This is a genomic window from Hansschlegelia quercus, assembly GCF_004310425.1.
GTDB lineage: Bacteria > Pseudomonadota > Alphaproteobacteria > Rhizobiales > Methylopilaceae > Methylopila > Methylopila quercus.
The window spans coordinates 284,423-303,463 of the sequence record NZ_SIUB01000005.1 but is presented as its reverse complement, the minus strand read 5'-3'; the positions used below and the strand labels follow the sequence as shown (position 1 = coordinate 303,463).

Here is a 19,041-nt window from a genome sequence, read left to right as displayed (position 1 = left end):
GGACGGCCGTCAGGCCGAGCCGGGATCGTCGTCAAAAAGGGGCGCTTCATCCTGAAGACGATCCCGGCTCTCGGCTGATTCCTCGGCCGGGATGACGGACTTGGGGGCGAGGCGGAAGGCGCGAGCGCCCGCCGTGCCACTCACCGCTCGTCGAGCGGATGCGTCCGGATGCGGTGGGGATCGTAGAACGGGGTGCGCACCACATGCGCCGGGAACGTCCCGAGGGAGGAGACGACTTCGAACTGCGTGCCCCAGGCCTTGAACTCCGGCGGCACGGAGCCGAGCGCGATCGATTTCATGAGATGCGCGCTGTAGGCGGTCGAGTTGACCGTGCCGATCTCCTTGCCGTCCTTGACGATCTTCGCGCCGGACTCGATCGCCTCATGAGCGTCGATCTCGATGCCGACATTGGCGGTGCGGATCTCGTTCTTGCGGCGCTCCAGCGCCTCCTTGCCGTGGAAGGCGGGCTTCGAGAGATCGACCGTCCAGTCGGCGCCGACTTCCCAAGGGGTCTCGTCGCCTTTCGGCATGTCGAAGGGGAAGAACAGCAGCGCGCCTTCCATGCGCACCGTGTCGAGGCAGGACCAAGAGGTCGGGATGGCGCCGTAAGGCGCGCCTGCCTCAAGGATCTTGTCCCAGATCTCGACGGCGTCGGCGGCTGAACAGAACACCTCGTAGCCGCGCTCGGCGGAATAGCCGCCGCGGGCGAGCGTCACCACCTTATCGAACAGCTCGGCCGGCTGATGCTCGAAATATCTGATCGTCTTCAGGTCGATAGAGGCGTGGGGCGCAAGGATCTCGAGCGCCTTCGGGCCCTGCAGCGACAGGACGTGGGTGTCGTCGTCCTTCTCCCAGGTCGCGTCGACGCCCTGGAAGAAGCCGTCGATCACGTCCTCCAGCGAGCCGCCGCCATGGCTCAGGCGGAAATCGTCCACGCTGTTGCGGTAGACCAGCACGTCGTCGATCAGCGAGCCGTTCTCGTCGACGAGGTTCGAGATCGCGGACTGGCCGGGTTTGAGCTTCGCCATGTCCGAGGTGAGCATGGCGTTCAGCGCCTTCTCCGCATCCGGGCCCTTCACATTGATCAGGCGCAGCGCCGAGACGTCGATCAGGCCTGCGGAGTGGCGGGTGGCTGCGACCTCCTCGTCGGTGGTCGAGCCGCCATAGGTCTGGGCGAGCGGCATGCCGTTCCACTCGCCATCGAGCTTGGAGCCCAGCGCCTTGTGGCGCTCGTTCAGGATCGACTGGCGCGGCAGGTCTGCGGGATTCATGGGAGTTCCCCCTGATGTCGTGTTCTGACAGAAACGGTGTGCGTCCTTCGACGGCCCTTCGGGCCTCCGCAGGATGAGGAACGTCGAGTTTCCGCTACGGTCCTCATGCTGAGGAGCTTCGGAACGAAGCCCCAAGGCGTCTCGAGGCGCGCAGCGCGGTCGGCGCCGCCTCAGTCCGGGAAAAATCCCGGCGAGGTCGGCTGGCCGTCGTCGTATTTCGACAGCCAGTCGATGGTCATCTCGCGGTAGCGCGACAGGCCCTTGTAGTTCGCGATCGGCTCGGGAAGGCTCTTCAGGATGCGCGGGAAGCGGCGGCCCCATTTCGGGATCGTCACCAGTTCTTCCATGCTGATGAGGTAGGCCCGGATCGAGAACACGATCGCGTTCGAGCGCGGCAGCCGCCACAGCGCCTGCAGCTCGACCCTGAGATGCACCTTGTCGCCGACGTTCTCGGGCGTGACGGTCGCCTTCTCCTGCCCCCATTTGTGGTAATTCTCGGGGGAGGTGTCGAGCCGCGGATTGATCGTCATCGTCCAGTTCAGGCGGCGCACCGGGCGGCCCTGCTGGAGGTTGAGCAGGAACTTCAGCGCACGGTCGAAGACGCCGATGTCATGGGCGATCGGCACCGGCCCGTGCCACTCCATGAAGTTCATGCCGATGTCGAAATCGAGCGACCAGTCGGCTTGCGTCGTGACGATGCCGGCGTCCATCCAGAGATTGTCCTGGCGCTGGTCGAGCAGCGCGAAGTCGCCCTGGCACTGGCGCGTGATGTACTCCATCGGCGGGCAGGGCAGGGTGGCCGTGTCGCCGAAGGTGAATGTCTGGTCGATCCCGAGCGGCTGGTTCACCCAATGCCAGCGGTCGCCGTCCTTGGTGAGCTGGAAGTGCTCGGGATAGTGCTTCGACATCGAGTCCATCAGGAGCTCGACGAGATCCCATTCCGCCGGCAGCATGTGGGGCAGGGACTGGCAACGAAGCGGGTCTTCCTTGAGGACGATCGCCCGGTCCCGCATTTCCGAGACGTAGTGCTCGTCGATGTCGATCGGGAACTCGACATAGGACTTCGGGGGCCCCGGCATGTGCTGCTCGATGTTGACGGAATACATGTATTCGTCGCGGTCGAACGGGAACGGGAACCGCCGGATCGCTTCCGGCGAGTTCGAGAAGGTGTAATCGTCGCGGAAGGTTTCCTGCTTGAACTGGATGCCCATGGGGGTCGTTCTCCGGCGTTCAGTTCTTGGACGGGTGGAAGCGGGGAGCGCTCACAGGTCGAGCACCAGCTCGCGGCCTTTCAGCCGCGAGACGCAGGTCATGATCTTGGCGCCGGACGCTTTTTCCTCGTCCGACAGGTAGTGGTCGTTGTGGATGAGCTCGCCGTCGGCGGAGATGACCCTGGTCTCGCACTGACCGCAGGCGCCGCCGCGGCAGAGATAGGGCGCGTCGACGCCGGCCTCCTCGATCGCCTCGAGCAGGCTCTGGTCGGAGCGCACGGTCGCGGTGATGCCGGCTTTCGCCAGCGCCACGGAGAATGGCGCGCCTCCCATCGGCGCGAGGAAGCGCTCGGAATGCAGGTTCTCGACCGGCCAGCCGGCCTTGCGGCCGCCGGCGAGGATCGCGTCGATCATGCCTTCGGGGCCGCAGACGTAGAGATGCGTCCCGAGCGGCTGGTGCGGCAGGATGGCGTCGACGCGGATGACCTCTTGGGCGTCGTCGCGGTAGAGCCGGACCTTGTCGCCGTGCATCTCGACGAGTTCGTCGGCGAAGGCGCCGCAGGAGGCGTCGCGCATCGCGTAGTGGATCTCGTAAGGCGCGCTCGCCGCTCTCAGCTCCTCCGCCATGGCGTAGATCGGCGTCACGCCGATGCCGCCCGCGACCAGCACGTGCTTGCGCCCCGTCCGCACGATCGGGAACAGGTTCACCGGCATGGTGATGACGAGTTCGTCGCCTTCGCAGACCTTCTCGTGCAGGTAGATCGAGCCGCCGCGCGAGTTCGGCGTCTTGAGCACGCCGATCCGGTAGTGCGAGCCGTCCTGTGCGCGGGAGATCAGCGAGTAGGGGTTGCGGATGCGGTGGCCGTCATCGTCCATCGTGACGACGACATGGGCGCCGGCCGAATAGACCGGCAAAGGCTCGCCTGACAGCGGCGCCAGCGTGAAGCGGCGCACGGTCGCGGTCGCCTGCTCGATGTCGGCGACGCGCACCAGAATCTCGACGCCGCCGCTCATTTGTAGAGCTCCTCGGCCGGTGGGATCACGCCCGGCTCCTCGGCGTCGACGCAGACTCCCTGGAAGGCGCCGAGCCGGCGCGAATAGTGATCGCGGACGAACAGGGTCAGCCCGCAATGCGAACAGGTGAACGGCGTCGCGGTGACGTTGTCCGTCATGCCCTTGCAGTGCACGCACTGGACGCGGCGGGCGAGCGAGCCGCGATGCTCGGTGAAGATCGAATGATGGTCGACGCCGAAGCCGACCGCTGCGGCCACCACCTGGCCGATGAAGCCTTCGGTGCCGGTCGCGTAGAGCCGCGTTCCCATCGTCGCCGTATTCAGCATCCCTTTGAGGCGGACCAGCAGGGTCTCGATCGACGGCGCCACATGGATCAAATCCGGCGCGAGATCGGCGAGCGCCGTCTCGTGGTCCTGTCCCGCGGAGCCGCCGGGGCAATAGAGGATGGTCGTGCGGTCGAGCGCCTCGGGCGCCATGGAGAAGGCCTCGATCACGGCGCGCGCGCCTTCGCCTTCGGCCGCGACAAGGTGCCTTCGGGCGTATTCGTCGACCTTCAGGCCGGCATAGATCGGTCGGCTCTTGATGTCTGAAAGCGTCGTCAAGGGAGAGGCTCGATCACTCAAGTGACTGCAAAGAAAAGCCCCGACGCTCAAGTGAGCGCCGGGGCCGGCTTCGTTCAGAGCTTGAACACCGCGTTCGCGATGAGGACGACGGCGACGCCGGCGGCCAGGGTGAGGTAGGGCAGCATGCCGGCCTTGCGGGTCGGGGTCTCGTTGCCCTCGCCGACGCCGAGATCCTCGAGCATCTTCGCCGGGAAGCGGCCCTTGTCCTGCACGTAGTGCCGGAAGAAGAACACCGGGATGATGAGGGCCGCGGTGATCATGCCGGCCCACAGCGCCATCGGGTTCCAGACCTTCGCGCCGGCGCCCATGAAGACCGCGTTGACGAAGGCGAAGATGGCGCCCAGCGCGATGACGATCGTCGGCGCCTTGTAGGGCCGCTCGATGTGGCCGCTGTCGATGCGGTGGATCCAGCCCGAGTTCAGGTTGAGGAAGTTGAAGATGATGTACCCGCAGTTCGACACCGCCAGGATGAAGAAGAACGAGGTGGCGTCAGCGCAGGCGATCGCGAGCAGGATCAGGTTGAAGCAGAGGTCGGTCCACATCGCGGAGGTCGGCGCGCCGTGGTGGTTGACGTGTGAGAGGTAGCGCGGGAGCCAGCCGTCGACCGAGCCCTGGTAGAGCGTGCGCGACGAGCCGGCCATCGCGGTCATGATGCAGAGCAGCAGCGCGAGGATCATGAGCATGACCAGCGCGTTCTCGACGATCGGGCCGCCGCCGACCATGTGCGCCATGGCGGCCGCCACGCCCGAGCCGTCGACGATCGGCGTCGCCAGCATGCCGGTGAGGCCGAGCTCGCTTTGGAAGGTGAACGGCACGATCACGAAGAAGGCGATGCAGAGCAGGCCGGAGAAGAAGATCGCCTTGAACGTGTCGGTCTTCGGCTCCTTGAACTCGGAGGTGTAGCAGACCGCGGTCTCGAAGCCGTAGGTCGACCAGGCGGCGATGAACATGCCGCCGAGCACCAGCGTCCAGCCGCCGATGTTCCAGGCGCCCGGCTCAGGCGCGTAGGCCACGGCGAGCGGAACGAAGGGCGAGAAGTTCGACCAGTTCACGCCATGGGTGATCAGCGGCACGATTCCTACGATCGCGAGCGGCACGATGACGAGGATGCCGATCCATTTCTGGACCGAGGCGGTGCCGAGAATGCCGCGATGCTGGATCGCAAAGGTCAGCAGCATCAGCGCGACGCCGATGAAGAACGCTGAGTTCAGCGAGAACGACACCGGCCCGAGCGTGCCGGAGGCGAGCGTCCAGGTGCGGACGGAAGAGGCGGCGTCAGGGGCGATCGCGTTCAGGATGTAGGCCGCGGCGATCGAGCAGCCGAGCGAGAGCACCGGCGACCAGGCGAACCAGTTGCACCACACTGAGAGCGGCGCGATCGGCTTCGCGTAGCGCACCCAGGCGGCCGCGCCGTAGATCGAGGCGCCGCCGGACTTGTTCGGGAACAGGCCCGCGATCTCCGCATAGACGAAGGACTGAAGGAAGCCCATGAACATCGAGGCGGCCCAGATCGCGGCCGCGATGGTGCCGGTCGTGCCGGCGATGCCGCCGATCGAGAACAGGACGAGGGCGGGCACGCCGCTCGCCACCCAGAACGCCCCCGTCCAGGAAATGCTTCGCTTCAGTTGATGCGTGTCGTCGGCCGAGATCGGCGCTTCGGTAGCTGCGATCGTCATGGTGGAGACCCCCTCCAGATTAGCCGCTTGTCGCGGCTCCCCGTTTTCTTTGGCGACGCTTTGCCGGGCTGTTCCGGACCGGTGGCGTCCTGCAGCGCCGAAACGGCTCCCCAAGTCCAGAACCGGCGCGGCGAAAGTCGTCATCCCCGCAAAGCGACGGCGCGGAGCGTCGTCGGCGCCGCTCCACTTGGGCGGCTCCCCACGGGACTACCGGGATCATGCAGAACTTCGGGTTAGTGTCAAAAGTTTTTCCCCCGAAGAAACACATGCAATCGCTTTTTCTCAAAGAAACGCAGCGCTCTGCTTATTTTTTGCTCTGATGCACAGTATTCGTGCAATTCGATGAGCGTCGATCACTGACAGGCCCCAGACGAGAGCGGCGCCGGCATGCCGGAGGAGAAAGCTCGCCTCGGCGGGCGCGATCTTGGTGGAGAGCCAGCCGAGCGACAGCGTGAACAGAGCAAAACCCAGCCCGCGGGCTGGCTGTCCCAGCAGCACGTGGCCCGTGCCGGGCAGCGCGATCGCGACGGCGAGAACGATCCGGCGATCAGGCGGCGCGGCGTTCATCGCGATCTCCGTGGGAGGTTAGCCGCGCCAGATCGAAGGCGAGTTCGAGCGCGGCCTGCGCGTCCCCTCGGGGAATCCGCAGGTCGCCGAACCGGCTGTCCCGAAACAGCAGATAGGCGCCGCGATCGCCCTGCCTGACGCCGTGCGCCGCGCGCACGCCCTCGGGCGTGACGGTCAGCGTTTTCACGCGATCGTCCGAGAGGATGGGGCCGAGCGGCGCGCTCAAGCTTTCGATCAGCGCGCCGGCGTCGCGCGAGCCGCGCACCGCGGTGTCCTGCGGCCAGGGCGCCGGCGGCGGGAACGAGCTGGGCAGGCTTTCGCCGATCGAGAAGAACTCACCGCCCATCGGACGGCGAAGGATGTCGAGCGTCTCCGGTCCGCGGTTCGGCGCGCGCAGCGTCGCGAGCAGCCAGAGCTGGGGCAGGCGACGGAAGACAAGCTGCTCCGGGATCGGCCGCAGCGCGACGTCGTATCCCCGGAACCGCCCCCGCAGGATCGCGTAGCCCGAAGCGTGGACGGCGAGAGAAGGACGCTCGACGAGATCGAGACAATCGTCGAGCGCATGGAGGCGGCGGTTTCGCTCCGCCTTGGCCTCGCGTCGCAGCCCAAACCCGCCCGCTGCGAGCGCCGCGGCGCCGAGCGTGGCGAGCAGGGCTGCGGACATGGCTCAGTACCCCTTCGGCCGCGGCCAGGGCATCGTGAACTGGTCGCCGCGCCGGCAGTATTTGTAGCGGTGCAGGACGAACCAGGCGGAGGCTGCGATGTAGAACGCCATCATCGCCAGCAGCTGCGTCCCGTAACCCAGGAACACCGCGAGATAGGTGACCGAGCACAGCAGCAGGAGAAGCGCCGCCGGCAAGGGATGCAGCGGGTGGACGTAGCCCCGCGAGATCGAGCCGAGCGGCCATTTGCGGCGGAAGATGATCACGCCGAGCGCCATGATCGTATAGCCGAGCAGACCGGACAGGATCGACAGCGTGATCGTCTGGTCGAGCGGCGTCGACACCGCGAACAGGATCGCGATCGGCACGAAGAACACGATGGACCGGTAGGGCGTGTGGTAGCGCGGGTGCACCGCGCCGAACCAGACCGGCATGTACCGGTCGCGACCCATCGCGAACCACGCGCGGGAGGCGTCGTTGATGCAGCCGTTTGCGGAGGCGAGCGTCGCGAACAGCGTGCCGACGAACAGCAGCAGCTCCAGAGGCCCGCTGCCGGTCAGCCGCGCGGCGTCGTAGAGCGGGGTGACGGCCTGGCCGAGATATTCCCACGGCATCAGGCCGGAGCAGACGTACCAGGTCAGCGTCGCCGCGATCAGCAGCGTCATCATCCCCGTCATGGTGCCGAGCGGCAGAGAGCGCGCGGGCGAGCGCACCTCTTCGGCGGCCTGCGTCGTGCCTTCGATGCCGAGGTAATACCACAGCCCGAAATGCATCGCGGCGAGGATGCCGAGCCCGCCATAGGGAAGGCCGGTCAGCAGGTCGCTGTGCTTCAGCGTCTCGCCCGGCGCCCAGGGTTTCACCGCGACGAACAGGACGAGGATCGCGGCGAAGGCGATCGCAGTGATCACGTAGTTCAGCGTGAGCGTCGCGAGCACGCCGCGATAGTTGAGGAAGGACAGGAAGACGATCGTCAGCGCCATGAAGGCGCGTTTATCGAGGTCGCCCACGAAGCCCATGTTGTGGACGAAGGCCTCGATCAGGTCGCCGGTGACGATCGCGTTCGAGACCTCGAGCATGGTGTAGGCCATCACGAGGTAGAGGCCGACATTGAAGGCCGCGAGCGGGCCGATGATGTGCTTGGCCTGGGCGTATTGCCCGCCGGCGGCGGCGACGGTCGACGTCACCTCCGAGTCGATCATCGCCACGCAGGTGTAGAGGATGCCGGCGAGCCAGCAGGCGGTGAGCGCCGCGATCGCGCCGCCTTTGCCGACGGCGAAGTTCCAGCCCATGAACTCGCCGACCAGCACGATGCCGACGCCGAGGCCCCAGACATGGGCCGGCCCGAGCACGCGCTTCAGCGCGACGCGGCGGCTCGTGGGCGCGGCGCTCTCGGCGCCGGCGATCTGTCCCGTGGTCACGTCGGTCATCACCGCCTCGCCGCCGTCTCGCCGACTTCGGCGTCGATGATCTCGCCCTCGGCCGAGGACGTCAGGTAGGCCTCGGAATAGGCCCGGTTGGTCTTCAGCATGTCCCAGAGCATCCAGAGCGCGAGGACGGCCGCGGCCGCCCAGGCGCAGAGGTTCATGGCGAGGATCATCGCGCGGTCTCCATTTGTCGGCTAAGGGGGCGTCGCGGCTAGGGCGGCCGCAATCCGGGATCGGTTCGCGTGGGCGCGTCAGCGTTCCGGCGCGGCGCCGTCCGTCGGGTTCTCGCCGAAGCGCTCCGCGATCACGTCGCGATATTCCCGGTCGGACCAGCGCAGCATCGCGACGAAGTAACCGACGATGACGAGCGCGGTGACCGCGAAGCCGATCCACGAGAAGGAATAGTCGAAGCGGGTGCCGACGATCGTGGCCGCGGAAGCCGGGTCGAAGCCGAGCTTCTCCCACTGGCCGGCCATCACCGGGTTCTGCCCCAGCGTCTCCCAGCTCGGCTTATCGGCGATGTCGCTGATCGTCCCGCTGCCGGCGAGCTTCAGCAGCAGGGGCAGATAGAGCGTGACGAGCACCAGCCCGAGAACGAGGAGGGCGTCGAACACCTGCCCGAGGACGGGCTGCGCCGGCGGTTCGTAAGGCGTCCTCTTCATCGGGCGAGCCTCCGCTCGGCGGCGATGCGGTCGAGGTAATAGAGGTCGGTGCCGTAGATCGCGGCCTTGTCTTCGCGGTAGTGCTTGATCAGAGCGACGACGGCCGCGGTGTTGAGCAGCAGCACCAGCCCGGCTGCGACGAGCATCAGCAGCATGACCCCGCTGTGGTCGAACTGCCCGCGCATCCGCCAGAACACGAAAGCGTAGGTCGCCCAGACCGCGACGACCGCCACCGTGGCCGCCATCGTGTCTCGTCGGAACATGGCCTGAACCCGTCGATCGGCTGTCGACATCCGCGCCTCCCAAAATTCCTAGGACGAAATTTTTGATCTTGAGAGGAAATTGTCAGCTGTATTAATGAGCGTCAACCGCCTATTTTATATGCAGTGCGGCGAAAAACTAAGCAAAAGGGCCAATATTCGCCGAGCGACATCTACGCGCGATCAGCGCAGTCAGCCTGGTCCCACAGTTGCTAAGTCGCTGGATCGGCCGAACAATGCCTTGGTTCTCACGGGCCGAGGCGGCGTCAATCGGCCCATGTTGCGCCGCAAGAACTGACGCATCGCAGAGGAGTCGTTTCACCCAAAGAAACTAGATTGACACTGAGGAAAGTTCCTTTTTACTCAGCGCGCCGCCTGAGGTCGGGATCAGCACGCCACAAGCGTTCGGGAGAATTGTCGATGACGCAACGGATCGCAGTCATTGGAGCAGGCCCCAGCGGTCTCGCCGTTCTTCGCGCCTTCGAGTCCGCCCGCAAGGCCGGAGCCGAAGTTCCCGAGATGGTCTGCTACGAGAAGCAGTCGAACTGGGGCGGTCTCTGGAACTACACTTGGCGCACCGGCCTCGACGAGTATGGCGAGCCGGTCCACGGCTCGATGTACCGCTATCTCTGGTCGAACGGCCCCAAGGAATGTCTGGAATTCGCGGACTACTCATTCGAGGAGCATTTCGGCCGGCCGATCCCGTCTTTCCCTCCGCGCGCCGTGCTGCACGACTATATCGCCGGCCGCGTCGACAAGTCCGGCGTCCGCCAATACTGCAAGTTCAGCCACGCTGTCCGCGACGTCACCTGGAACGCCGAGACGAGCAAGTTCACCGTGGTCGTGAACGACCTCGCCGCCAAGTCCCGGATCTCGGAAGAGTTCGACTACGTCTTCGTGGCGAACGGCCACTTCTCAACGCCAAACGTGCCGACCTTCGAGGGTATCGAGAAGTTTCTCGGCCGCGTGCTGCACGCCCATGACTTTCGCTGCGCGGACGAGTTCGCCGGAAAGCATGTGCTGCTGATCGGCTCGAGCTATTCGGCCGAGGACATTGCGACCCAGTGCCACAAATACGGCGCGAAGCGCATCACCTTCAGCTACCGCACGCGTCCGATGGGCTTCGACTGGCCGGATAGCTTCTCGGAGCGGCCGCTGCTCACCAAGGTCGTCGGCAAGACCTGTCATTTCCAGGACGGAACGACCGCGGAAGACGTCGACGCCATCATCTTCTGTACGGGCTACCTCAACCACTACCCGTTCCTGCCGGACGAACTGCGCCTCGAGACTCGAACGAGCCTCTACCCGCCGAACCTCTACAAGGGCGTGTTCTGGGAGAAGAACCCGAAGCTGATCTATATCGGCGCGCAGGACCAGTTCTACACGTTCAACATGTTCGACGCGCAGGCGTGGTACGCCCGCGACGTGGTGCTCGGCCGCATCACGCTGCCCGAGAGCTATGACGCGATGCACGCCGACAGCGAAGCCTGGGTCGCGCGCCTCAACGCGCTGCCAGACGTCGAGGCGATGATCGACTTCCAGACGGACTACGTCCGCGAACTGCTGGCGGAGACTGATTACCCGCGGCTCGACGTCGACATGTGCGCCGACCTGTTCAAGCAGTGGGAGCACGCGAAGACGGAGGGCATCCTCACCTATCGCGACCGGTCCTACCCCTCGACGATCACCGGCACGGTCGCGCCGGTGCACCACACGACCTGGATGAAGGCGATGGACGACTCGCTCGAGGCGTTCCTGAACCAGCCGGCGAGCCAGGCTGCGGAGTAGGGCTCAGGAGAGCGGCGTCGGCGTCGCTCCTTCGTACTGCGCGACGCTTATGACCCCTTCTCCCGCTTGCGGGAGAAGGTAAGGATGAGGGGTCGTCAGCCGGCCGCCCTTTCCGACAGACCTTCACCCCAACCCTCTCCCGCGAGCGGGAGAGGGGGCTTCCACGTCGAGGGCGATAAGGAACAGAACCTATGGACGGCATGCCCGCATCCATTCCGCATCGCCTCACCACCCTCGTCGCGCGGGGCCCTGAGCCGCTGGTTTTCGACCTCGCGGCCGGCGACCGCTGCCGGATCGTCGATCCCGAAGGCCGCCAGCCCGGCCTGCTGTTCGCGTCGCAAGCGCTCGGGCTGACCGAACTTGGCGAGGGCGAAGAGGCGGAGCTTGCGGCCGCGGCCCGTGCGGCGCTCGGCGCTCGGGGCGTCGACGTCTTGAAGCTTACGGGCTTCCGTCTGTTTGCGGCCGATGCCGAGCCCGGCGCCGAGACCGCCTTCGAAGCCGCCGCCGACGCCGTCGTCGCGCTTGTCCCCGCCGGCGGCGCGATGACGCCCGACGAGCAGACGCCGCCGACCGAGCTCAAGGTCGAGATCGCGACGCGCGCGCCGGCTACGGGCTTGGCTCCCGCGCCGCTCGCCGAGCCTAAGCTCGACCTGCGGATCAAGGCGGCGACGGCGGAAGCCTATCGCGTGAAGGCCGGCGACTACATCCAGATCATCGACGTCGACGGCAAGCAGTGCTCGGACTTCCTCGCCTTCGACGCCGCGGCGCTCGAGCGGGGCAAGGAGTTCGGCCTCGACCCGACCGTCACTCGCACGCTGATGGGGACCGCCAATCCCGGTCCCGGCCTGCATTCCAAGTATTTCGACGCGCGCATGAACCCGCTGGTCGAGATCGTGCGCGACACGGTCGGCCGGCACGACGCCTTCCTGCTCGCCTGCTCCTCGAAATACTACGAGGACATGGGCTATCCCGGCCACGACAACTGCACGGACAACTTCAACCGTGCGCTGGCGCCATACGGGATCGAGAAGCGGGCCGGATGGCCGGCGATCAACTTCTTCTACAACACCTTCGTCAGCCCGGATGACTCGATCGGCATGGACGAGCCATGGTCGCGGCCCGGCGACTACGTGCTGTTGCGCGCGCTGACGGATCTCGTCTGCGCCTCCTCCTCCTGCGCCGACGACATCGACGTCGCCAACGCCTGGGAGCCGACCGACATCCATGTGCGCGTCTACGACGCGTCGGAAACCTTCTCCCGTGGGATCGCACACCGCATGACGCCCGACGCAGAGCCGCGCCTGACGCGCGAGAGCGGGTTTCACCCGCGCACGTCCGTGCTGACCCGCAAGTTCGTGGAGTATCGCGGCTTCTGGCTGGCCGACTGCTATTCCGACGAAGGTCCGATCGCCGAATATTGGGCGTGCCGCGAGCGCGCCGCGATCATGGACCTGTCGCCGCTCAGGAAATTCGAGGTGATCGGCCCGGACGCCGAAGAGCTGATGCAGCTCGCCGTCACCCGCAACATGAAGAAGCTGGCGGTCGGCCAGGTCGTCTACACCGCCATGTGCTACGACCATGGCGGGATGATCGACGACGGCACGGTGTTCCGTCTCGGCCAGCAGAATTTCCGCTGGATCTGCGGCGAGGATTATTGCGGCGTCCATCTGCGCGAGCTTGCGGCCAAGCACGGGCTGAAAGCCTGGGTGAAGACCGCGACCGACCAACTCCACAATGTCGGCGTGCAGGGCCCGCGTTCGCGCGAGATTCTGGCCGAGATCGTCGTCACGCCGGCGCATCAGCCCAGCCTGAACGAGCTGAAGTGGTTCCGCTTCACCGTCGGGCGGATCGCGGGCATTCCCGTCATCGTCTCGCGCACCGGCTATACCGGCGAGCTCGGCTACGAGGTGTTCTGCCACCCGGACCAGGCCCCGGCGGTGTGGGACGCGATCATGGCGGCGGGCAAGCCGCACGGGCTGACGCCGCTCGGCCTGAAGGCGCTCGACATGGTGCGCATCGAGGCCGGGCTCGCCTTTTCGGGCTATGAGTTCTGCGACCAGACCGACCCGTTCGAGGCCGGCATCGGCTTCGCCGTGCCGAAGGAGAAGACCGATCCTTATGTCGGCGCCGAAGCGCTCAAGCGCCGCCGCGAGACGCCGTCGAGGAAGCTCGTCGGCCTCGATATCTCCGGCGCCGAGCATGTCGGTCATGGCGACTGCGTGCATGTCGGCCGCGCCCAGATCGGCGTGATCACGAGCGCCACCCGCTCGCCGATCCTCGGCAAGACGATCGCGCTCGCCCGGCTCGACGTCACCTATGCCGAGCTCGGGACGGCGGTCGAGATCGGCAAGCTCGACGGCCAGCAGAAGCGCATCCCCGCCGTCGTCGTCGCCTTCCCGCATTATGACCCGACCAAATCGCGCGTACGCGCCGAGGCGACGCCAGCCGAGGAGGCCAAGGCGCCGGCGGCATCGCCCGACGCGGTCAGCTCGATGGAGCCCCGCGGCGCGGAGACGCGGGCCTGACATCGCGCTTCGCGGCCTGATAAAGCTCGCGCATGACGCGTTCATCTGTCGAAGTCGTGGTGGTCGGCGGCGGCGCCGCTGGAATCGGGGCCGCCCGAAAGCTGCATGAGGCCGGGATCGACGTCCTGATCGTTGAGGCGCGGGACCGGCTCGGCGGGCGGGCCTACACCGTCCAGAACCAGGCGGGCGGCCCGTTCGACCTCGGCTGCGGCTGGCTCCATTCCGGCGATGTGAACCCCTGGACCGCCATCGCGGAAGCTCAGGGCCGGGCGATCGACCGCTCGCCGCCGCCCTGGACGCGCCGCACGCTTGAGCCGGGCTTTTCGCGGGCCGAGCAGGACGAATTCGAGCGCGCCCGCGACGCCTATGGCGACAGGATCGAGGCGCTTGCCCGCACGGGCGTCGACAGCCCCGCTTCCGCCGAGCTCGAGCCGGGCAACCGCTGGAACGGCCTGCTCGACGCCGTCAGCACCTGGTATTCGGGCGCGGAGCTTGAAAAGGTTTCGGTCGTCGACCTCGCGAATTACGAGGACACCGGCGTCAACTGGCGCGTCGTCGGCGGGTATGGCGCCGCCATCGCGGCGCATGGCGCGGGGCTGAAGACGGCGCTCGGGGCTGCGGTCACGCGCATCGATCATTCCGGCCCGAAGATCAGGATCGAGACCTCGTCAGGCGTCATCGAAGCCGATCAGGCGATCGTGACGCTGCCGAGCGCGCTGATCGCGGAAGGCGCGCTCGCCTTCTCACCGGCGCTTCCGGGCAAGGTCGAGGCGGCCGCAGGCCTGCCGCTCGGCCTCGCCGACAAGCTCTACATCGCGCTCGACCGCGCCGAGGAGTTCGAGATTGACGGCCGCATTCTTGGGCGGACCGACCGTACGGCGACGGCCGGCTACCACATGCGTCCGGGCGGCGAGCCCGTCATCGAAGGCTATTTCGGCGGGACGCTCGCCGAGGCGCTGGAGGCCGGCGGCGAGGCGGCGTTCTTCGACTTCGCGTCGCGCGAGCTGTCGGGCGTCTTCGGCGCGGATTTCGCGAAGCGGCTGCGGCCGCTAGCGCATCACGCCTGGCGCGGCGACCCGTTTGCGCGCGGGTCGTATTCCTACGCGAAGCCCGGCTGCGCGGGCGCGCGCGCCGTGCTCGCGGCGCCCGTCGATGACCGGCTGTTCTTCGCCGGCGAGGCCTGCTCGAAGAGCGATTTCTCAACCGCCCATGGCGCGCTGAGGACCGGCCTCGCCGCGGCGGAGGCCGTCATCGCCGTTCGCCGGTCGGGGAAAACTCAGTCGCCGAAATAGGCGGTCTCGGCGGCGCGGGCGGCGTCGGCGCGCGTGCGGCACACGCCCTCGAAGCCGTGGGGCGCGCGGTCGCTGCGATAGCCCTGCCACTTCCAGAGATCACGGCGCTGGCCGCCATGGAGCGGGCCGACGCTGAGGAAGTCCATGGCGTGGCCGAGCTGGCCCGGGGCAGGGCGATCCTGCGCGCCTTCGATCCATTCGAGCTTGCTGGGCGAGGCGGAATTGATGGCGGCCATGTTACGCGGACTCCGGTCTCGGGAAGCCAGTCGCCGCGCATCGAGGCGCGACGACGACACTAGACCCCAAGACCATTTTCAGTCCGGTTAAGGCCGTGACGCGGAATTTACGCGTCAGCCAATCATGCGGACGGCCTGGACGGCCGCCTTGTTCATCTCGTCGAGGGCGCCTTCCGCCTTGACGAAGGCGTCGGTCGCGCCGCCCCAATCCTGACCCTTGATCGCAGTGGTCAGGCGGTTCGCCTCGCGGCGGACGGCGTCGCGCGCGGCGATCAGGTCAGCCGGCGCGGAGCCGTCGAGCTTGTCGGCGAAGGCCGCGGAGTCGAAGGCAGGCGGGTTGAGGCCGACCAGCATGGAGGCGAGGCGGCGGCGCGCCACGGCGGCGTCGGCCGGCGCGCGCATCAGCGCGTAGCCGGTCGCATTGCGCTCGCCCGCCTTGTCGACGGCGCTGAGCGCGGTCGTCTCGGCGGAGACGAGCTTCGCCAGCGCGTCGTCGATCTCGCCGCGGGTCTTGCGCGCGGTCTCGGCGATGCGGGAGACGCTCTCGGAAATCTCGTTGGTGGCGGAGCGCTGCTGGCTGAGCACTTCGGCCAGCGCATGCATCTGGTTGGTGACAAGCGAGACGTGGTTGCCGACGGCCTCGACCTTCATGCGGGTCGCGTTGATCATGTCCTGGCCGGCGGAGACGCTGTCCGTGCTCTCAGCCGTCGCCTGGCGAATTGCGTCGGTCTCCTCCATGAGCACCGCGATGCGGGCCCGGATCTGCTCGGTCGCCTTCGCCGTCTGGCCGGAGAGCGACTTGACCTCGTTCGCGACCACCGCGAAGCCCTTGCCGGCCTCTCCGGCGCGCGCCGCCTCGATCGTGGCGTTCAGCGCCAGCAGATTGGTCTGGCTGGAGATCGCCTCGATCGTGCCGGCCATCTCGGCGATCTGGCGCACGGCGTCCTCGAGCACGCGGATGCGGTCGCTGATCACGCCGACGCGGTCGCGGATCGCGTCCATCGAGCCTGCGGCGTGCTGCATCTCGCCGACGCATGCGACGGTCTCGTCGCGGGCCGACACCGCGTCCTGCGCGCCGTTTTGGCTCATCGCGGACATTTCGGAGATCGAGCTCGCGAGCTCCTCGACGGCGCTCGCGATCGTCGACGTGCTGTCGGCGACCTGGCGCACGTCGTTGGTGACCCAGCCCACGCTGGTCGCGGTGGCGGCGGTCTCGGCCGTGAAGGTCACCAGCGCCGTCAGGTCAGAGCGGCTGCGGCCGTCGAGTTCGGCTGCGAAGGCGCGGAGCGCGTCGGCGAGGTCGCCGGCGGGCCATTCGGTGATCGGCGCGCCCTGCCGGATGGCGTCGAGCGCGGCGATGACGAGCATGCGGTCGAGCGCGGCGGGCGCCTCGACGATGGCCGCTTCGCTGACTTGCGCATGGCTGGCGCGACGACCGAACCCGAACGACATGGAAGATCTCTCCCGCGGATTGGTCCGGTTGGTCGGACCTTAAGCAAGAATCTGAATGAAGACGCTTAATAAGCAGTAAGCGCCAAATCGCGCTTTCGGGTCATTACCCTTCGCCCTTGCGTCGTCTCATCTCGAAAATCCTGAAGTTGGCCGCTTGTCTTGGCGGCGGGCGCCTCATCGTGAACGCTCCGGTAATGGTTACTCAGGGAAAGTCTCATCGAACGGCCGCCCATGGCCGTCGATCCGGGGCTTCACAGCCCTTCGACGCTTCAACCGGATGTCTGCGAGGCCAACGCCTCACGGCGCCGGACCAGCGCCGATGACGGATCCGGCTTTCGCATCTGGGGTTCCGCATGGCGGCCGTCGCACTGCCCGTTTCCGCCGCCGAGATCATCCGCGTGATGATCGTCGACGATTCCGTCGTCATCCGCTCCATTCTGACGCGCTGGCTGAGCGAAGCCCCCGGCTTCGAGATCGTCGCGGCGCATCGAACGGGCCGCGCGGCCGTCGAGGACGTGACGCGCGCCAAGCCTCATGTCGTGGTGCTCGACATCGAGATGCCCGACATGGACGGGCTGACGGCGCTGCCGCTGCTGCTCAAGGCGACGCCCGGCGTCGCAGTGCTGATGGCGTCCGCGCTCACCCGGCGCAACGCCGAGGTGTCGCTGCGCTGCCTTGCGATGGGGGCGGCCGACTATGTCGCGAAGCCCGAAGCCTCGCAGAGCGGCCAGGACGAGTACCGCCGCGGTCTGGTCGCGAAGGTCAGGGGCCTTGGCGAGGCTGTGCTCCGCCGTGAGGACCGCAGGCCGGCCTATCGGCCCGCGGCGCCCCGGATCGCGGCTGTCGCGCCGGTTCGGGTGCCTCAGGCCGCCGCTCCCGCCGCGATGCGCAAGCCGTCCTTGGTTCGCCCGAAAGCGCTCGCCATCGGTTCGTCGACCGGCGGCCCCAAGGCGCTTGAAACCGTGCTGATGTCGCTTGGGCCCCAGCTCGCGAGCGTGCCCGTCATCATCACCCAGCACATGCCGGCGACGTTTACAGCCGTGCTCGCCGAGCATCTCGGCCGCGCCACGGGCCGTCCCGCGCATGAGGCGATCGACGGCGAGACGCTGCAGCCGGGCGTGATCTACGTCGCGCCGGGCGGACGCCACCTCAAGATCGCGCGCCGCGGCGGCTCGGTTGTCGCCGCGCTGAGCGACGATCCGCCGGAGAATTTCTGTCGGCCGTCGGTCGACCCGATGTTCCGCTCCGCCGCCGAGGTCTACGGCCCCGCGCTGCTCGCGGTCGTGCTGACCGGCATGGGGTCGGACGGCGCGGCGAGCTCGCGCGCCGTCGTCGGCGCCGGCGGAACCGTGATCGCCCAGGACGAAGCGACGAGCGTCGTCTGGGGCATGCCGGGCGCGACCGTCGCCGCCGGCTCCTGCTCGGCGGTGCTGCCGCTGCAATCCATTGGCCCCAAGATCGCCCGACTGCTCAGCGGAGACGCCAAGTGACGCCGACCGACTACGCGTTCATCCAGCGTTATCTGAAGGACAAGTCGGGCCTCATCCTCGGCGAGGACAAACGTTATCTGGTGGAGGCCCGGCTCGGCCCGGTCGCGCGCACGGCCAACCTCAGCCTGTCGCAGCTGATCCAGACGCTCGCCGCCGGCCGCGATCCCGCGCTCGACCAGACCGTCGTCGAGGCGATGACGATCAACGAATCCTACTTCTTCCGCGACAAGACGCCGTTCGACCACTTCACGGAAGCGATGTTGCCGGAGCTGATGGCGGCGCGCCGCCTGGAGCGCCGCCTCCGGATCTGGTGCGCGGCCTGCTCGACGGGGCAGGAGCCCTATTCGCTCGCCATGCTGCTGACCGAACGAGCCGCGCAGCTCGCGGGTTGGCGCGTCGAGATCGTCGCGACCGACATCGCGACCAGCATCATCGACCGCGCCAAGGCCGGGGTGTTCTCGCAGTTCGACGTCCAGCGCGGGCTGCCGATCAAGTACTTGATGACCCATTTCACGCAGGAGGAGGACAAGTGGCGGATCAACGCGCCGATCCGCAACATGGTCCAGTTCCGTCCGCTCAACCTGCTGCGCGACTTCACGCCGCTCGGCCAGTTCGACATCGTGTTCTGCCGTAACGTGCTGATCTACTTCGACGAGGCCGCCAAGCGCGACATCCTGACGAGGATCGGTCGGCAGACGCAGGCCGACGGCTTCTTCGTGATGGGCGCGGCCGAGACCACGGTCGGCCTGTCGAGCGCCTTCGCGCCGCATCCGCAGCGCCGCGGCCTGTTCCAGCGCGCGTCCGCCGCACCGGCGCCGTCCGTTGCACCGGCGCCAGCCTTCCGCCAGATCGCAGCCGTCGGCTGACGCTCACGAACAGCCGTCATGC

18 protein-coding genes are annotated in these 19,041 nt (G+C 67.2%); 5 read left to right on the top strand and 13 right to left on the bottom strand.

Annotated features, from left to right (window positions below):
* Positions 1–140 precede the first annotated feature (140 nt).
* The 11 genes from EYR15_RS12370 to EYR15_RS12325 form a co-directional block, all read right to left on the bottom strand.
* Positions 141–1,271, bottom strand: a complete 1,131-nt coding sequence (locus EYR15_RS12370) for an aminomethyl transferase family protein (RefSeq protein WP_131003845.1) — start codon at positions 1,269–1,271, stop codon at positions 141–143.
* A gap of 170 nt (positions 1,272–1,441) precedes the next feature.
* Complete coding sequence (locus EYR15_RS12365; protein WP_131003844.1) at positions 1,442–2,482, bottom strand: heme-dependent oxidative N-demethylase family protein; 1,041 nt, start codon at positions 2,480–2,482, stop codon at positions 1,442–1,444.
* 51 nt (positions 2,483–2,533) lie between these two features.
* Complete coding sequence (locus EYR15_RS12360; RefSeq protein WP_131003843.1) at positions 2,534–3,496, bottom strand: PDR/VanB family oxidoreductase; 963 nt, start codon at positions 3,494–3,496, stop codon at positions 2,534–2,536.
* A complete protein-coding gene (locus tag EYR15_RS12355) occupies positions 3,493–4,098 on the bottom strand; it encodes a dimethylamine monooxygenase subunit DmmA family protein (RefSeq protein WP_131003842.1) in 606 nt (201 codons plus the stop codon). The genes EYR15_RS12360 and EYR15_RS12355 overlap by 4 nt, the downstream gene beginning before the upstream one ends.
* Before the next feature lie 74 nt (positions 4,099–4,172).
* Entirely contained in the window at positions 4,173–5,795 is a 1,623-nt protein-coding gene (locus EYR15_RS12350) for a trimethylamine N-oxide permease (protein WP_131003841.1), read from the bottom strand.
* Positions 5,796–6,077: 282 nt separating this feature from the next.
* A complete protein-coding gene (locus EYR15_RS12345; protein ID WP_131003840.1) occupies positions 6,078–6,362 on the bottom strand; it encodes a hypothetical protein in 285 nt (94 codons plus the stop codon).
* Positions 6,343–7,026: a hypothetical protein gene (locus tag EYR15_RS12340; protein ID WP_131003839.1), complete on the bottom strand. Its 684-nt coding sequence runs from the start codon at positions 7,024–7,026 to the stop codon at positions 6,343–6,345. The genes EYR15_RS12345 and EYR15_RS12340 overlap by 20 nt, the downstream gene beginning before the upstream one ends.
* 3 nt (positions 7,027–7,029) lie before the next feature.
* Positions 7,030–8,451 (bottom strand): APC family permease, encoded by a 1,422-nt coding sequence (locus EYR15_RS12335; RefSeq protein ID WP_131003838.1) that lies wholly within the window; start codon positions 8,449–8,451, stop codon positions 7,030–7,032.
* Positions 8,451–8,621, bottom strand: a complete 171-nt coding sequence (locus tag EYR15_RS16995; RefSeq protein WP_165455493.1) for a hypothetical protein — start codon at positions 8,619–8,621, stop codon at positions 8,451–8,453. Before EYR15_RS16995 ends, EYR15_RS12335 begins: the two co-directional genes overlap by 1 nt.
* A gap of 78 nt (positions 8,622–8,699) precedes the next feature.
* On the bottom strand, positions 8,700–9,110 hold the full coding sequence (locus EYR15_RS12330) for a hypothetical protein (RefSeq protein WP_131003837.1): 411 nt from the start codon (positions 9,108–9,110) through the stop codon (positions 8,700–8,702).
* Complete coding sequence (locus EYR15_RS12325) at positions 9,107–9,355, bottom strand: hypothetical protein (protein WP_245498284.1); 249 nt, start codon at positions 9,353–9,355, stop codon at positions 9,107–9,109. The genes EYR15_RS12330 and EYR15_RS12325 overlap by 4 nt, the downstream gene beginning before the upstream one ends.
* Before the next feature lie 435 nt (positions 9,356–9,790).
* On the opposite strand from EYR15_RS12325, the gene EYR15_RS12320 reads away from it, so the two are divergent.
* The 3 genes from EYR15_RS12320 (at position 9,791) to EYR15_RS12310 (ending at position 14,975) form a co-directional block, all read left to right on the top strand.
* Positions 9,791–11,158, top strand: coding sequence for an NAD(P)-binding domain-containing protein (locus tag EYR15_RS12320; protein ID WP_131003835.1), 1,368 nt, complete (start codon positions 9,791–9,793; stop codon positions 11,156–11,158).
* 191 nt (positions 11,159–11,349) lie between these two features.
* The gene (locus EYR15_RS12315; protein ID WP_131003834.1) at positions 11,350–13,683 is read left to right on the top strand and encodes a trimethylamine N-oxide demethylase; all 2,334 of its coding nucleotides are present in this window, start codon (positions 11,350–11,352) and stop codon (positions 13,681–13,683) included.
* Positions 13,684–13,715: 32 nt separating this feature from the next.
* Entirely contained in the window at positions 13,716–14,975 is a 1,260-nt protein-coding gene (locus tag EYR15_RS12310) for a flavin monoamine oxidase family protein (RefSeq protein WP_131003833.1), read from the top strand.
* Here the strand turns inward: EYR15_RS12310 and EYR15_RS12305 are convergent.
* Positions 14,960–15,211 carry a hypothetical protein gene (locus tag EYR15_RS12305; RefSeq protein WP_131003832.1) on the bottom strand — a complete coding sequence of 84 codons (252 nt, stop codon included), beginning with the start codon at positions 15,209–15,211 and terminating at the stop codon, positions 14,960–14,962. The two genes, EYR15_RS12310 and EYR15_RS12305, sit on opposite strands and share 16 nt — an antisense overlap.
* 114 nt (positions 15,212–15,325) lie before the next feature.
* Positions 15,326–16,663: a methyl-accepting chemotaxis protein gene (locus tag EYR15_RS12300; protein WP_131003831.1), complete on the bottom strand. Its 1,338-nt coding sequence runs from the start codon at positions 16,661–16,663 to the stop codon at positions 15,326–15,328.
* Between the two features lie 353 nt (positions 16,664–17,016).
* On the opposite strand from EYR15_RS12300, the gene EYR15_RS12295 reads away from it, so the two are divergent.
* Complete coding sequence (locus EYR15_RS12295) at positions 17,017–18,153, top strand: protein-glutamate methylesterase/protein-glutamine glutaminase (protein WP_131003830.1); 1,137 nt, start codon at positions 17,017–17,019, stop codon at positions 18,151–18,153.
* Positions 18,150–19,019, top strand: coding sequence for a CheR family methyltransferase (locus tag EYR15_RS12290; protein ID WP_131003829.1), 870 nt, complete (start codon positions 18,150–18,152; stop codon positions 19,017–19,019). Before EYR15_RS12295 ends, EYR15_RS12290 begins: the two co-directional genes overlap by 4 nt.
* Positions 19,020–19,041 lie beyond the last annotated feature (22 nt).

Excerpts from the sequence above, each read along its gene's own strand:
- EYR15_RS12370 (WP_131003845.1), bottom strand. The coding sequence starts at position 1,271 with ATGAATCCCGCAGACCTGCCGCGCCAGTCGATCCTGAACGAGCGCCAC.
- EYR15_RS12365 (WP_131003844.1), bottom strand. The coding sequence starts at position 2,482 with ATGGGCATCCAGTTCAAGCAGGAAACCTTCCGCGACGATTACACCTTC.
- EYR15_RS12360 (WP_131003843.1), bottom strand. The coding sequence starts at position 3,496 with ATGAGCGGCGGCGTCGAGATTCTGGTGCGCGTCGCCGACATCGAGCAG.
- EYR15_RS12350 (WP_131003841.1), bottom strand. The coding sequence starts at position 5,795 with ATGACGATCGCAGCTACCGAAGCGCCGATCTCGGCCGACGACACGCAT.
- EYR15_RS12345 (WP_131003840.1), bottom strand. The coding sequence starts at position 6,362 with ATGAACGCCGCGCCGCCTGATCGCCGGATCGTTCTCGCCGTCGCGATC.
- EYR15_RS12340 (WP_131003839.1), bottom strand. The coding sequence starts at position 7,026 with ATGTCCGCAGCCCTGCTCGCCACGCTCGGCGCCGCGGCGCTCGCAGCG.
- EYR15_RS12335 (WP_131003838.1), bottom strand. The coding sequence starts at position 8,451 with ATGACCGACGTGACCACGGGACAGATCGCCGGCGCCGAGAGCGCCGCG.
- EYR15_RS16995 (WP_165455493.1), bottom strand. The coding sequence starts at position 8,621 with ATGATCCTCGCCATGAACCTCTGCGCCTGGGCGGCCGCGGCCGTCCTC.
- EYR15_RS12330 (WP_131003837.1), bottom strand. The coding sequence starts at position 9,110 with ATGAAGAGGACGCCTTACGAACCGCCGGCGCAGCCCGTCCTCGGGCAG.
- EYR15_RS12325 (WP_245498284.1), bottom strand. The coding sequence starts at position 9,355 with ATGGCGGCCACGGTGGCGGTCGTCGCGGTCTGGGCGACCTACGCTTTC.
- EYR15_RS12320 (WP_131003835.1), top strand. The coding sequence starts at position 9,791 with ATGACGCAACGGATCGCAGTCATTGGAGCAGGCCCCAGCGGTCTCGCC.
- EYR15_RS12315 (WP_131003834.1), top strand. The coding sequence starts at position 11,350 with ATGGACGGCATGCCCGCATCCATTCCGCATCGCCTCACCACCCTCGTC.
- EYR15_RS12310 (WP_131003833.1), top strand. The coding sequence starts at position 13,716 with ATGACGCGTTCATCTGTCGAAGTCGTGGTGGTCGGCGGCGGCGCCGCT.
- EYR15_RS12305 (WP_131003832.1), bottom strand. The coding sequence starts at position 15,211 with ATGGCCGCCATCAATTCCGCCTCGCCCAGCAAGCTCGAATGGATCGAA.
- EYR15_RS12300 (WP_131003831.1), bottom strand. The coding sequence starts at position 16,663 with ATGTCGTTCGGGTTCGGTCGTCGCGCCAGCCATGCGCAAGTCAGCGAA.
- EYR15_RS12295 (WP_131003830.1), top strand. The coding sequence starts at position 17,017 with ATGGCGGCCGTCGCACTGCCCGTTTCCGCCGCCGAGATCATCCGCGTG.